Raw genomic sequence first — 14679 nt, forward strand, 5'->3', positions numbered from 1 at the left:
GATTGGGCCGGATCCCCAGCGCTGTCAGCAAACTGCGCGTCAGTTTCGTCCAAATATTAGGCGGAGCTCAGGGGCGATTAACGCGTCGGTTTCCCTGGGGCGTTCAACAGTTCAATGAACCCCGCCTCGGCGAACCCGCAGACCGAACGCTTCGCACGTGGATTCGAAGGCGACCGCGAGGTTTTGGCAGCGCACTGACATTTGACAATGTTGACTCAGGGTTACGCGCAGACAAACAGTTGGGGAATCATCGACGATGGTCGTCCGACACCCGCCGTTCCCCTCCCGCGAGATTCCTACAGAAGGGACGTTAACGATGCCCGATGAGCTCCGGGGGTCGGCCAAGCTCTTCGATGCCCTGACCACCAAGGGCACCGCCTTCACCGAGGATGAGCGCCGGCGATTCGGCCTGATGGGCCTGCTGCCCACGACGGTGAAGACCCTCGAACAACAAGCCGAGCACTGCTGGCACGAATTCTCCACTCGCCGCGACGATCTGGACAAGCACATTTATCTGCGGGCGTTGCAGGACCGCAACGAGACGTTGTTCTACCGCGTTTTGCTCGACCACATCCCCGAGGCCCTGCCGATTGTCTACACGCCCACCGTGGGAGAGGCGTGCCAGCGTTTCAGTGAGATCTACCGGAGGCCGCGGGGACTGTTCGTGTCCTACGCCGAGGGGGACTGCCTTGAGGAGGTGCTGAACAATCGGCCCCAGCGCGAGGTGGACGTGATCGTGGTGACCGACGGGCAGCGGATCCTCGGGCTGGGCGATCAGGGTATCGGCGGCATGGGCATCCCGATCGGAAAGCTGTCCCTCTACACCCTCATTGGTGGCATCGACCCCGCTCGCACTCTCCCGATCGTGCTCGATGTGGGAACCGACAACAGCGAACTGCTCGATGACCCTCGGTATCTGGGCTGGCGGCACCGCCGTATCGACGACGACGATTACTACGCGTTCATCGACAAGTTCGTCGCCGCGGTGCACAAGCAGCTACCCAATGTGCTGGTGCAGTGGGAGGACTTCGCGACCACACATGCGCTACCGATCCTCGCCCGCTACCGCGACAAACTCCTTACCTTCAACGATGACATCCAGGGGACGGCCGCCGTCACCGTGGGAGCGCTGCACGGTGCCGCCAAGGTCGCGGGCCGCCCCCTGTCGCAGCAACAGGTCGTCATGCTCGGCGCCGGTGCGGCCGGCATCGGGGTGCTCGACATGATTCGCCGCCAAATGGTGAACGAGGGATTGTCCGAAAAGGCTGCCTCGGAGCGCATCTGGGTTGTCGACGTGGAGGGGCTCCTCACGGATGACCGCGCCGACCTCTCCGACGCGCAACGGGGATTCGCCCAGCCGGCGGGCCGGGTGGCGGGCTGGGGCGTGTCCGGACGCGTCGGGCTCGCCGACGTCGTCCACCATGTCGACGTCGGTGTGCTGCTCGGCCTGTCCACCGCCGCGGGCGCGTTCACCGAAGCCATCGTGCGTGAAGTCGCCGGCAAGACCGACCGGCCGATCATCTTCCCGCTGTCCAACCCGACGAGCCGGGCCGAGGCGTACCCGGCGGAGTTGGATCAGTGGACCGACGGGCGCGCCCTGATCGCTACCGGATCGCCGTTCGCGCCGCTGCGCCGCGGCGGGGTGGAGCGCCCTGTCGCCCAATGCAATAACGTCTACATCTTTCCCGCGATGGGTCTGGCCGTGACCGCGGCCCAGGCGACTCGAGTCACCGACGAGATGATGCGCGTCGCCGCCCAGACCTTGGGGGAGGCGTCGCCGGCTCTCGCGGATCCCGACCAGCCGTTGCTGCCCGCGTGGTCGGATGTGCCCGATGTCGCCGTCAGCATCGCGCGCGCCGTCGCCGTGCAGGCGGTGGCCGACGGCGTCGCCCCGGCCCGCAGCGACGCGGAACTCGGCGAACGCATCGCCGAGGTGCGGTGGCGCCCCCGATATCCAACCGCAGCCAGCCAGTGAGCCCAGGAATGGCGCCCACAACGAGTTCGGTGGGCGCTGCGCGGGTTCATCCCTGACCCGGGGCGAGCGCTGGCCCACCGCGTTACTTGAGGGTAGCCTAACCTAATCGCGATACGGGAGGTTGCCGACGTGCGCACCGCGATTCACCATCCGCTGATATCGGGGATGGACATCCGCCGAGAGCTGCCGGTCCATGAATCCAGCCGTCGCCTGCGCGGACTCTTTCCCGCGTGCCCGTTGGTGTATGGCATCGCCGTGCTCGACGATGTCGCGCGACATCGCTGGTGGCCCCTCGATTCCACGCGGACCGACACCCTGCTGCGGGCGATGTTCGACGATGCCGTGGACAACATCGGTCCCCACGCCGCCGCACGGCAGCTGGCGGCCAGCCTGATCCACGAGATCATCGGGCGGATGCTGCCGCTGGTGCTGCTGGAAGGAAGGGCCTGGGACGTGGGCCTGGAGAATCTCTGGCTGCACCGCGATCGGGACGGTGCGATCGATTGGGCCGCCGTGGTGGACCCCACGCTGCGCGTGCTGCCCGACGATCCCTGCGTGGTCGCGCCCGGCGGCGATGCCCGCGGGTGGCGTGCGCGCCAGGAGGGGCTGATAACGCTGCCGAACGAAGGGGCGCTGGCGATTTGGGTAGCGCATCGCTGCCACCGAAGCCTGACGCGGCTGTTCGACTCGGTGCACGCAATCAGCAACGGCGCCGTCTCGATCACGGCGATGTGGCACATCGTGGGATCGGCGACCATCGGGGTCGCCGCACAGATTCCACGCGCGGCGTCCGTGGACGACCACGTGATCACCCGCCGAAGCCAAGCCATCCTCGACGCGATGGTCGGATTCGGGCTGCCGGTACGCCGATCACGCTGCGCGGCAGCGCCTTTGCTTACCGCACCCGCCGGCTCTCATTGAGCGGCACTGAAACCGCGCCGTCGTCGCGCCCGTCCGGGCCCCTCGTGCCCGACAGCTTTCGAACCGTCGGGCCCCGCGTGGTATGTTCGCCGACGTGAACATCGGCGTGCGCGCGTATTGGCGCTTTATCGTGGCTCCGGGTGGAGCCGGCGATGCGGCGTCTGGTTGACGCACCCGCACGACTGAGACCCGGAGCCCAGCAGTGACCACAAGGTCGCTGCTTTTCGCTTTTCAGGGCATCGGGAACCAGCGGGCGTGCCCTGGCGGCCAACACAGAAAGACACACCCACCATGTCCCTCACCGACTTACCCACAGCTGTCGACACGTCCGACCACCGGATCGTCTCCTTCCGTGAACTCTCGGCTCCCGCCGCGATTCGCACCGAACTTCCGCTGACCCCTGCGCGCGCCCAGGTCGTCCAGCGCGACCGTGACGAGGTATCGGCGATCCTGGCCGGCCACGACGAACGGCTGCTACTCGTGGTCGGCCCCTGCTCGGTGCACGATCCCGTTGCCGCGCTGGACTACGCACGCCGGCTCGCCCCGCTTGCCGCCCAGTACGCCGAACGGCTGAAGATCGTGATGCGGGTCTACTTCGAAAAGCCGCGCACCACCGTCGGCTGGAAGGGACTTATCAACGACCCCGCGATGGATGGCAGCTTCGACGTGGAACGCGGCATCCGCACCGCCCGCGGGCTGCTGCTCGACATCATCGACGTCGGCCTCCCGGTAGGGTGCGAATTCTTGGAGCCCACCAGCCCGCAATACATCGCCGACGCGGTCGCCTGGGGCGCGATCGGCGCACGGACCACCGAATCGCAGGTGCACCGCCAATTGGCATCCGGGTTGTCGATGCCGGTCGGATTCAAGAACGGCACCGACGGCAACATCCAAGTCGCCATCGACGGCGTCAAAGCCGCGGCGGCGCCCCACCATTTCTTCGGAACCGACGACGTGGGCCGCGCGGCCGTCGTCGAAACGATGGGCAATCCCGACTGCCACGTCATCCTGCGGGGCGGCACCGCCGGCCCGAATTACGATGCGGCCTCGGTGGACACGGCCATCGAACGGTTGCGCAGCACCGGCCTTTCCGAGCTGGTCATGATCGACTGCTCACACGCCAACTCCGCCAAAGATCATGTGCGACAGGCCGAGGTCGCCGCCGAGGTGGCCGCGCGCGTCGCGGCGGGCGAGCGAGGTATCGCCGGCCTGATGCTGGAGAGCTTCCTGGTGGCCGGCGCCCAATCGCTCAGTGGCGAACTGACATACGGCCAATCCGTCACCGACGCCTGCATGGACTTCGGCACCACGGCGCGCTTGCTGGCGGAGCTCTACGAGGCCTTGGGCTGAACGCGGGGTGCAGCGTGCGGTGCGGTGCTCAGCGCGCCGAAACCTGGCCGGCGATGGCCTTTTTGTCAATCTTGCCGATCGGCGTGGTGGGCAGCGCGGTCATCGGAACCAAGACGTCGGGCCGGGCGTGTGCGGCCACGCCACGCTCGTCGAGGTAGCCGTTCAGCTCCGCAAGTGAAAGCTCTTGTCCTTTGAAAACGACCGCTGCACAGATCTTCTCGCCCAGGTAAGGGTCGGGCAACGCCACCGCGGCCGCCGAGAAGATCGCCGGATGGCTGTGCATCTGCTCCTCGAGGTCTACCGCGGAAACGGTTTCGCCGCAGCGGCAGATGACGTCCTTGACGCGGCCGGTGACCACCACGTAGCCGTCGTCGGTGATCCGGACCAGGTCACCGCTGCGGAAGAAGCCCTGCGCGTCAAAGTAGCGCTCATTGTCGCGCTCGGCGCGAAAGTAGCCGTTGAACGTGTAGGGCCCGCGGACCAGCAATTCGCCTTCCTCGCCCGCCGGCACCGGCCCACCGGCCCCGTCGACGACGCGCAATTCATCGGCGGCAGACAACGGCCGCCCCTGCGTGTGCTCGGTGAGGTCGGGTGGATCATCGAGGCGCGTGTAGTTCAGCAGTCCCTCGGCCATCCCGAATACCTGCTGCAGGCCCGGCGTCAAGGCGGCGCGCACCAAGCGGGCGTCCTCGGGCTCCAGCTTGGCGCCGCCGACTTGCAAGAGCCGCAAGGATTTTGGAGTCACCGGTTCCCACTCGCAGGCCTGCGCCCACAGTTTGGCCAGGGCCGGCACCAGGGCGGTGACCGTGACGCCGTGGCGGTCGATGGCGGCGAAGGCCGCCTCGGGGCTGGGATCGGTGCCGAACACGGTGGCGGCGCCCACCGTCATCGCGCCGAGCAGGCCAGGACAGGCGAGCGGAAAATTGTGCCCGGCCGACAGCACCGCAAGATAGACGTCGTCGCAGGTGAGCCGGCAGAGTTCGGCGCTGGCCGTCGCGTTGAACACGTAATCGTCATGGGTGCGGGGGATGAGCTTGGGTGTGCCCGTCGTGCCACCCGAAACCAGAAGCAGCGCAGGCGATCCCGGGTCGCCCGGCGCGGGTGGCGGGCCGACTGGGGCCTGCTCGCACAACTTCGCCCATGAGGTGAACGGTCCCGGGTCGCCGTCGACGATGACGTGCCGCAGCGCGCGGTGTTCCTCGACGAGGCCGAGCGCCATGGTTCGGTAGTCGAAACCCGCTGCCGTGTCGGCGATCAGTAGCCCGGTGGCCCCGCTGACCGCGGCGAAATGCCCGAGTTCGGCGGCCCGATGTCCCGGCAGGCACATCACCGGGATCGCCCCCGCCCGCAGCAGTCCGAACAGCGCCACCGCGAACTGGCAGCTGTTCGGCAGCTGCAGCAGCACCCGGTCGCCCGGGGCGATACCCAGTGCCCTCAGCCCCCCGGCGGCGCGATTAGCCTGGTCGTCGAGGTCCGCATAACTGAAGCCGGTACCGCCCACGGCGTCGAGCACGGCGATTCGGTCGGGCCACTGCCGCGCCGCGTCGGTCAGGATCGTGTCCAGGGGCCGTCCCGTCCAGTAGCCGGCCGCCTGGTAGGCGGCGGCGCGTTCAGCGGGGAACGGCACGAACCCGTCGAGGACTCCGGCCGGCGGCGGTGTGTTCGGGGTCATGGCTCCTCTGGCGGGGGCTTAGTAGCGGGGATGCAGGGAGTAAGGATAGGGTAACCAAAAAATTTAGGGCAGCCTGTGCTAATTCTGGGAGGGTCTGTGGTGCGCGCCCCGGCACGCTCGGAGGACATCCGGGCGGAGGTGGCCGAACTGCTCGGCGTCGACGTCGAGGCAGTTCAGCCGGGTAGCAACCTCATCGGTCAGGGCCTGGACTCGATCCGGATCATGACCCTGGCCGGACGCTGGCGCCGCCAGGGCCTCGCCGTCGATTTCGCCACGCTCGCCGAAATGCCGACCGTCGAGGCCTGGGCGCGATTGGTCGGCGCCGGCGGGCCGAGCGCTGATCGGCCCGCCGAGCCCGCCGATGCGCCCGCGGACGCTCAAGGATCCGGGGAGGACGAGCCCTTTTCGCTGGCCCCGATGCAGCACGCGATGTGGGTCGGCCGCCAGGAAAACCAGCAGCTCGGCGGCGTCGCGGGGCACCTCTACGTCGAATTCGACGGCGGACCGATCGATCCGGAACGCCTGCGCACCGCGGCCACCGCGCTGGCACGGCGTCACCCGATGCTGCGGGTGCGGTTCCTGCCCGACGGCACCCAGCGCATCACCCCGGCCGGCGAGTGCGGCGCGTTCCCGGTCCACGTCGAGGACCTGCGCGAGCGGCACACCGACGCGGTCGATCAGCGACTCGCCGCCATCCGCGCCGCCAAATCACACCAGCAGCTCGACGGCGCCGTGTTCGAACTGGCGGTGACGCTGCTCCCGGACCAACGGTCCCGGCTCCACGTCGACCTCGACATGCAGGCCGCCGACGCGATGAGCTATCGCACGCTGATGGCCGACCTCGCGGCGCTCTACCTCGGCCGCGACCTGCCCGAACTGCGCTACACCTACCGCCAGTACCGCCAGGCCATCGAGGCCGAAGACGCACGGCCGCAACCGGCCCGCGACGCGGACCGCGCCTGGTGGTCGCCGCGCCTCCCGGAGCTGCCGGACCCGCCCGCCTTGCCGACGGTCCGGGGCCGCGCCTGCAACGAGAGCACCCGGCGCTGGCACTGGCTGGACCCGCAGACCCGCGACCGGCTCTTCACCCGCGCCCAAGCGCGCGGATTCACTCCGGCGATGGCGCTGGCCGCGGGGTTCGCCAACACCCTGGCGCGCTGGTCGACGACGTCGCGCTTCCTGCTGAACGTCCCGCTGTTCGGGCGCCAGGCGTTGCACCCCGACGTCGACTCGTTGGTCGGGGACTTCACCTCCTCGCTGCTGCTCGACGTCGACCTCGCCGGCGCGGACACCGCGTCGGCCCGGACGCAGGTGGTGCAGGACGCGATGCGCACCGCGGCTGCCCATTCGGCCTATCCCGGGCTGTCGGTGCTGCGTGACCTCAGCCGCCATCGCGGCACCCAGGTGCTCGCGCCCGTCGTCTTCACCAGTGCGCTCGGGCTCGGCGAACTGTTCAGCTCCGAAGTGACCGGCCAATTCGGCACACCGGGGTGGATCATCTCCCAGGGGCCGCAGGTGCTGCTCGACGCGCAGGTCACCGAATTCGACGGCGGCGTCCTGGTGAATTGGGATGTGCGCGAAGGCATCTTCCCCGCCGGGGTCATCGACGCGATGTTCGCCCACCACATCGACGAGCTGCTCCGGCTGGCCGGCGCCGACGATGCCTGGGACGCGCTGGCCCCCCCGGCACTGCCCGAGGCTCAGCGGGCCGTGCGCGAGGCGATCAACGGTCGCACCGCCGAACCGAGCGGAGAAGCCTTGCACGACGGGTTCTTCCGGCAAGCCGAGCGGCAGCCCGATGCCCCGGCGGTCTGCGCCAGTTCCGGTGACCTCAGCTACGCGCGGCTACGCGACCAGGCGCTGGCCGTGGCGGCCGCGCTGCGTGCGGCAGGCATCACCGCCGGCGACACCATCGCGGTGATGGGCCCCAAAACCGCCGAACAGATCCCGGCGCTGCTGGGCATCCTGTCCGTCGGTGCTGCCTACCTGCCGATCGGCATCGACCAGCCACGCGACCGCGCCGAGCGCATCCTCGAATCCGCCCGCGTGAGCCTGGCCGTGGTGTGCGGCGGACAACGGCTGTCCACGCCGGTACCCGAAGTGGTGCTCGCCGACATCCTTCGCGATGCCCCCGCGGGCGCCGAGATCCAATCCGCGAGAATCGATCCCGCCGGGCTCGCCTACGTGTTGTTCACCTCCGGCTCCACCGGCGAGCCCAAAGGCGTCGAGGTCACCCACGACGCGGCGATGAACACCGTGGAATTCATCGCCCGCCACTTCGAGATCGGCCCGGCCGACCGGTGCCTGGCGCTGTCGACCCTGGAGGGCGACATCTCGGTGATGGACATCTTCGTCACCCTGCGCACCGGAGGGGCCATCGTGGTGGTCGACGAAGCGCAGCGGCGTGATCCCGACGCGTGGGCCCGGCTCATCGACGCGCACCAGGTCACGGTGCTGCATTTCATGCCCGGCTGGCTGGAGATGCTGGTCGAGGTCGGCCGCGGGCGGCTGTCCTCGGTGCGGGTGGTGCCCACCGGAGGCGACTGGGTGCGGCCCGAAGTGGTGCGCCGGCTGCGGGACGAGGCGCCCGACCTCCAGTTCGCGGGCCTCGGGGGCGCCACCGAAACCCCCGTGCACAACAGCATTTTCGAGGTGACCGAGCCGATACCGGAACACTGGACGTCGCTGCCCTTCGGCGTCCCGCTGCCCAACAACGCCTGCCGTGTCGTCGACGACAGCGGCGCCGACTGTCCCGACTGGGTCCCCGGCGAGTACTGGGTGTCCGGTCGCGGCATCGCGCGCGGCTACCGCGGACGTCCCGATCTCACCGCGGAACGCTTCGTCGAGCACGACGGCCGAATCTGGTATCGCACCGGGGACCTGGTCCGCTACTGGCCCGACGGCACCCTCGAATTCGTCGGCCGCGCCGACCATCGCGTCAAGATCAGCGGGTACCGCGTCGAGCTGGGCGAGATCGAGACCGCATTGCGGCGGGTGCCCGGGGTGCGCACGGCGGTGGCCGCCCTGATCTCCGTATCCGGGGAATCCGACGTGCTGGCCGCGCAGGTGTGCGCGGACGACGCCGCCCTGACCGCCGAGGGCATCCGGCGGGCGGTCGCCGACCTCGTTCCCGCACACATGATCCCGCGCCACATCGCGGTGGTGGAGCGGATCGGCTTCACCGATGCCGGAAAGCTCGACCGCCGCGCCGTGGCGCGCGAATTGGAAAACGCCGTGGCGCAATCGCAGCAGCCGGGGCACCGCGCGCCGTCGACGCCGTTGGAATCCGCGCTGGCGATGATCGTGGGCGACCTGCTCGGCCGGCAGAACATCGGTGTCGACGACGACTTCTTCGCGCTCGGCGGTGATTCGGTGCTGGCCACGCAGGCGGTGGCGCGAATTCGGGCATGGCTGGACGCGCCGGACATCATGGTCGCCGACATCTTCGCCAACCGAACCGTGTCGGCACTGGCCGCGGTCCTCAGCGCCGGCGAGCACGAACCCGGCCGGCTCGACCAGGTCGCCGAGCTATACCTCGAGGTTATCGGCATGGACGCCGAATCGGTTCTGGCGGCCTCTCAGCAACCCGCGAAATCGTAAACGGCGCAATGACATTGAATAATCTGATCACCGTGTCCTCCACGTTCCCGTCCTGGATCAAACTGACCCGGGGCCGCAACGACGGGACCGCGGACCGCTCCGCGGGTGCCACCGTGGTATTCCCGCACGCCGGTGCGGCCGCCGCGAGCTACCGGGTGCTCGCCGCGGCGCTGGCCGCCGGCGGAGACACCTACGTCGTGCAGTACCCTCAGCGGGCCGACCGCCTCAGCGAACCCGCACACGAAAGCGTGCGCGACCTCGCCGCCAGCCTCTTCCGGGCCGCACCATGGCCCAGCGTCGCGCCACTGACATTGTTCGGCCACAGCATGGGCGCCGTCGTCGCCTTCGAATTCGCCCGCGTCGCCGAGATGCACGGCGCGGCCGTGCGCAAGCTCTGGGTTTCGGCGGGCCCACCGCCCTGCGTCGTCGCCGACATGCCCGAACTGCCGACCAGCGACGACGGGCTGCTGGCGGACATCGCCGATTTGGGCGGCACCGACCCCGAACTGCTTGCCGACGAAGAGTTCTCGGAACTAATGACCACCGCGGTGCGCGCCGATTACCAGGCCTTCAACCGCTACGACCCCAGCCCCGACGTCCGCATCGGCGCCGACATCCACGTGTTGGGCGGCCATGACGACCACCGCATCGGGACGGGCGTGCTGCGCCAGTGGGACAAGCACACCGCCGGATCCTTTGCCATGTCGCTGTATGACGGCGGGCACTTCTACGTCTACGACCACGTCGACGCGGTCGCCGCACAGGTGAACGCCGGGTGATACCAATGTCGGACGATGCGTACGGCGCCGAGGGCGTCGACCCTGTCGTGATCGTGGGGATGGGTGTCGAGGCGCCCGGCGGCATCGAAAACGCCGAGGGTTACTGGGATCTGCTGGCGCACGGCCGTGAAGCACTGGGACCGTTTCCCACCGACCGCGGTTGGGCCGTGCGCGAGCTGCTGGCCGGCTCCCGCCGCAGCGGATTCAAAGAGATTCACGATCGCGGCGGATTCCTCAGCGGGGCAACAACGTTCGACCCGGAGTTCTTCGGCATCTCACCACGCGAGGCCGTGGTGATGGACCCGCAGCAGCGGGTGTCGCTCCGGGTGGCCTGGCGCGCTTTGGAAACCAGCGGCATCAACCCCGACGACCTGGCCGGGCACGACGTGGGCTGCTTCGTGGGCGCCTCCGCCACCGGCTACGGACCCGAGATGGCCAGGTTCTCCGAACAAAGCGGCCATCTGCTCGCCGGGACCGCCCTCAGCGTGATCTCGGGCCGCATCGCCTACACGCTGGGATTGGCCGGCCCGGCACTCACACTGGATTCTTCGTGCGCGTCCGCGCTGGTGGCATTCCACGTCGCGGTGCGCTCGCTGCAGAACGACGACTGCGACATGGCCATCGCGGGTGGGGTCAACGTGCTCGGCTCACCCGGCTTCTTCGTCGAGTTTTCCAAACAACACGCCCTCTCCGATGACGGGTACTGCCGCCCCTACAGCGCGCAAGCCAGCGGAACCGTGTGGGCCGAGGGAGCGGCGATGTTTGTGCTGCAACGCAAATCGGCCGCGCTGCGGGCCGGCCGGCAGATCCTGGCCGAGGTGCGCGCCACCGCCATCAACCAGGACGGGCGCAGCGCCGGGCTCAGCGCGCCCAGCGGCGACGCCCAGGTTCGCCTGTTCCAGCGGGCCATCACCCAGGCCGGGATCAAGCCCGCCGAGGTGGGCATGATCGAGGGGCACGGCACCGGCACCCGACTCGGCGACCGCACCGAATTGCGCTCGCTGGCACAGACCTACGGCGACACCGAAGCCGGCGCCGGGGCGCTGCTCGGTTCGGTGAAGTCCAACGTCGGGCACTCGCTGGCCGCCGCCGGCGCGCTGGGACTGGCCAAGGTGCTGGTCTCGGCAGAACACGGGGCGGTCCCGCCCACCCTGCACGCCGACAACGCCAGTCCCGAAATCGAGTGGGACAAACAGGGTTTGCGGTTGGCGCAGACTCTGACGCCCTGGCCGGCCGTCGACGGGCAGCGCATCGCCGCGGCCTCCGCGTTCGGGATCGCCGGCACCAACGCGCATCTGATCGTCTCCGTCCCCGAGGTCGCGTGATGCTCACCCATCGTCTGCCCGACGGGCGTATCCCGGTGCTGCTGAGCTCCCACGACCCCGAGCTGATCCGCAGGGACGCCGCGGCGATCCTCGATTACCTGGGCCGCGTCGACCCACCGAACGCGGCCGCCGCCGTCGCATCCACCCTGCTGCGGCTGCGGCGGGCGCGACGTCACCGCGCCGTGCTGCGAGCAGCCGACGGCGCCGAGCTGGTCGCCGGGCTGTCCGCGATCGCGCGGGGCGAAGAACACGAGCTGGTCACGCGATCCGCGAAGACGACGCCGCCGCGCATCGCGTTCGTGTTCCCCGGCCAGGGCAATCAATGGCAGGCGATGGGCGCCGACGCCTACCGTCAGCTGCCCGCCTACCGCGAGACGGCCGACCGGTGTGCGGGAGAGTTCGTCGTCGCCGGATTCGACTCCCCGCTCCCGTATCTGGTGGGGGAGGAAGAGCGCGGCTGGTCACGTGCCGAAATTCAGGGAGCACAGTTCACCCACGCGGTCAGCCTGGCCGAGGCATGGCGACACTGCGGGCTGCTGCCCGAAATCACCATCGGCCACAGCCTCGGCGAGGTGGCGGCGGCCTATGTGGCCGAAGCGATCTCGCTGCCCGACGCCGTCGCCCTCGTGGTCGCCCGCGCCACCGTCGTCGGCCGGCTGACGGGCCGCTACGCGATGGCGGTGCTGGGCACCGGCCTCGACATCGCCGAATCGCTGCTGGCCGAGGCTCCCGGCTGGGTGGAAGTCTCGGCGGTCAACGGGCCGTCGTCGACCGTGGTCGCCGGCGACCACGACGCGGTCGCCGCCGCGGTGCGGCTGGCGCAACGGCGTGACATCTTCACCCATCAACTGTCCGTCGACTACCCCGGCCACACCAGTGCACTACGCCCGTTGCGTGCCGGCCTGGCCGAGCTGACGCCGCAGTCGCGGTTCCGGGACGGGCCGGTGCGGTTCGTCGGCTCCACCCTGGGCGCCGAGTTGGGCGAAGCGACCGACTTCATCGAATACTGGTACGAAAACCTCTGCGGCACAGTGAGATTCGATCTCGCCGTGCAATACGCCCGCAGCTGCGGAGCCGATACGTTCGTGGAGCTCTCGGCGCACCCTGCACTGCTCTATCCGCTCGGCGACATCGTCGACGACGAGGCGGTCGTCGTCGGCTCGGGGCACCGCGACCGCCCCGTCACCGAATCCCTCTCGGCGAGCATCGCCGCCGTCGCGACCGCCGACCCCGGCTGCCGGTGGGCCGACGCCGTCCCGGCGGGTGAGCGGGCTCCACTGCGAGGGTTCCCGAACGCGCCGATGCGCGCGGTGCACCTCTGGGCAGCGCCGGAACGAGCCACCGAACCGGCCTCGGTGCCCGCGCTCACCGTGGCCGTCGAGGACTGGCAGCACACCACCTCGCCCATCGGTCCGAGCGCGACACGCCCCGGCATCGGCTTCGCCGGAACGGACGCGCTGACCCGGCAGCTGGCCGATGCCGCTGCGGCGCACGGCAATTGCCGCGTGGTGCCGCCGAACGAGGCGGAGATCCTCGCCATCGTGGCGCCGGGTATCGACGAGCTCGACGCCACGGCCGCGATCGAGCAGATCGCCGCCCGGCCCGATGCCGGCCTACCCGATTACCCCGCGCTCATCGGCCCACGATGCCGGGCCGTCTGGCTATTGACCGTCGGCGCCGAACACATCGATCGGGATGACACCACCGCCTCGCCGGCGCAGGCGGCCCTGGCGGCGATGCATCGCAGCGTCGGGTTCGAATTCCCGGACCAGGCCTTCGGGCATCTCGACCTCGAGCGCGCAGATGTGGACGCCGCGACCGCGCGCGCCGTCGTCGACGTGCTGTCGGGCGAGGCGGCCGAGGTCGCGTTGCGGGGCGGCGAGTCACCGCTGAGCCAGGTCCGACGCCACGTCCGAACATTCCGCGCGTGCCGCGAATCGGCGACCCACCGGCCCCTCGACGCCGCCGCCCTGGACGACGTGGTGATCACCGGCGGCAGCGGGGCCATCGGCCTGCAATACGCGCGGTTCTGCCTCGAACGCGGTGCCCGGAGCATCACCCTGTTGAGCCGCAACGGCGTGGACCCGGCCGCGCTGCGCGAGCTCGCCGACAGGCACGGCGCCGAAGTGCGCGCCCCGCAATGCGATATCACCGACCGCGCCGCGCTGGCCTCCGTGGCCGCCACGCACGCGGGTTCGGGGGCGTCGCTGCTCATCCACACCGCGGGCATCGCGCAGGCCCGCTCGCGCGCCGACCTCACCGGTGCCGATGTGGCGGCGGTGTGCGCCGCCAAGGTCCGCGGATTGGCGTTGATGGCCGAGGTTTGGCCGCTGCAACCGGACTGCCGAATCCTCGCCTGCTCCTCGGTGTTCGGTGTTTGGGGCGGCTACAACCACGCGGCCTACGCGGCGTCCAACCGGATGCTCGATGCGTTGGCCGCCAGGTTGCGTGCCGAAGGCCGCGACTGCATGGCGATCCGGTGGGGGCTGTGGCAGGGCGCTGGGGTGGTGGTCGGCAACGAGATCACCCGCACGGAACGCTCGGGGCTGGTGGCGATGGAGCCGGAGGTGGCGATCGAGGCCAGCCTGTACCGCTACGACGGCGACCCGCTGATTTTCGACGCCGACTTCGACCGGCTGCAGGTGTTCTTCGAAAGCCAGGGAATGCCAATGCCGTTCAGCGCTCCGCAGAGCGGCGACGTCGGGATGGCGGAAGACGCCGTGGTGGCGAAGCCCCTCGCCGACGTGGTGCGAACGGAATTGGCCGCGACCCTGCATCTGGGTGATTCGCTGTCGATCGACCCGGGCACGTCGCTGATCGACCTCGGGGTGGACTCGCTGCTTGCCCTCGATCTACGTAAGCGGCTGCGCCGGACGGTGGGGAACTCGGTTCCGGTGGCGCGCATGCTCGGCGGCATCACCGTCAACGAGCTGATCGACGCGCTGCGCGCCGACTCACCCGGCGGCCCCACGCCGCCGTCGCCCATCGAGCGCACCGGCGCCGCCAACGGTGCGCACCACTCAACGCTCGCGACGCTCGAAAGGTTGGACTCCTAGC

8 protein-coding genes are annotated in these 14679 nt (G+C 69.6%); 7 read left to right on the forward strand and 1 reads right to left on the reverse strand.

Features of this window, described 5'->3' with window-relative positions; genetic code table 11:
- The first annotated feature begins 316 nt into the window (after nt 1-316).
- From AC0KTM_RS07325 to AC0KTM_RS07335, 3 genes are all read left to right on the forward strand, one after another.
- On the forward strand, nt 317-1975 hold the full coding sequence (locus tag AC0KTM_RS07325) for an NAD-dependent malic enzyme (RefSeq protein WP_238957725.1): 1659 nt from the start codon (nt 317-319) through the stop codon (nt 1973-1975).
- A 129-nt stretch (nt 1976-2104) separates the two neighbouring features.
- Complete coding sequence (locus AC0KTM_RS07330) at nt 2105-2896, forward strand: iron reductase (RefSeq protein WP_225326930.1); 792 nt, start codon at nt 2105-2107, stop codon at nt 2894-2896.
- Between the two features lie 291 nt (nt 2897-3187).
- Nucleotides 3188-4246: a 3-deoxy-7-phosphoheptulonate synthase gene (locus tag AC0KTM_RS07335; RefSeq protein WP_238957726.1), complete on the forward strand. Its 1059-nt coding sequence runs from the start codon at nt 3188-3190 to the stop codon at nt 4244-4246.
- 28 nt (nt 4247-4274) lie between these two features.
- Here AC0KTM_RS07335 and AC0KTM_RS07340 read toward each other — a convergent pair whose 3' ends face one another.
- Nucleotides 4275-5918, reverse strand: coding sequence for a (2,3-dihydroxybenzoyl)adenylate synthase (locus tag AC0KTM_RS07340; RefSeq protein WP_238957727.1), 1644 nt, complete (start codon nt 5916-5918; stop codon nt 4275-4277).
- A gap of 96 nt (nt 5919-6014) precedes the next feature.
- On the opposite strand from AC0KTM_RS07340, the gene AC0KTM_RS07345 reads away from it, so the two are divergent.
- From AC0KTM_RS07345 to mbtD, 4 genes are read left to right on the forward strand one after another with little or no spacing between them, the layout of a single operon-like run.
- On the forward strand, nt 6015-9518 hold the full coding sequence (locus AC0KTM_RS07345; RefSeq protein WP_472415270.1) for a non-ribosomal peptide synthetase: 3504 nt from the start codon (nt 6015-6017) through the stop codon (nt 9516-9518).
- Between the two features lie 8 nt (nt 9519-9526).
- Entirely contained in the window at nt 9527-10297 is a 771-nt protein-coding gene (locus tag AC0KTM_RS07350) for a thioesterase II family protein (RefSeq protein WP_225326926.1), read from the forward strand.
- A 5-nt stretch (nt 10298-10302) separates the two neighbouring features.
- The gene (locus AC0KTM_RS07355) at nt 10303-11622 is read left to right on the forward strand and encodes a beta-ketoacyl [acyl carrier protein] synthase domain-containing protein (protein ID WP_472415272.1); all 1320 of its coding nucleotides are present in this window, start codon (nt 10303-10305) and stop codon (nt 11620-11622) included.
- A complete protein-coding gene (gene mbtD, locus AC0KTM_RS07360; RefSeq protein WP_225326924.1) occupies nt 11622-14678 on the forward strand; it encodes a mycobactin polyketide synthase MbtD in 3057 nt (1018 codons plus the stop codon). The genes AC0KTM_RS07355 and mbtD overlap by 1 nt, the downstream gene beginning before the upstream one ends.
- Nucleotide 14679 lies beyond the last annotated feature (1 nt).

The sequence above is a fragment of the Mycobacterium sp. NTMscope_Eco_3 genome (assembly GCF_976985685.1).

Coding starts and splice junctions, on each gene's coding strand:
- AC0KTM_RS07340 (WP_238957727.1), bottom strand. CDS start 5,918: ATGACCCCGAACACACCGCCGCCGGCCGGAGTCCTCGACGGGTTCGTG.
- AC0KTM_RS07325 (WP_238957725.1), top strand. CDS start 317: ATGCCCGATGAGCTCCGGGGGTCGGCCAAGCTCTTCGATGCCCTGACC.
- AC0KTM_RS07335 (WP_238957726.1), top strand. CDS start 3,188: ATGTCCCTCACCGACTTACCCACAGCTGTCGACACGTCCGACCACCGG.
- AC0KTM_RS07355 (WP_472415272.1), top strand. CDS start 10,303: ATGTCGGACGATGCGTACGGCGCCGAGGGCGTCGACCCTGTCGTGATC.
- AC0KTM_RS07350 (WP_225326926.1), top strand. CDS start 9,527: ATGACATTGAATAATCTGATCACCGTGTCCTCCACGTTCCCGTCCTGG.
- mbtD (WP_225326924.1), top strand. CDS start 11,622: ATGCTCACCCATCGTCTGCCCGACGGGCGTATCCCGGTGCTGCTGAGC.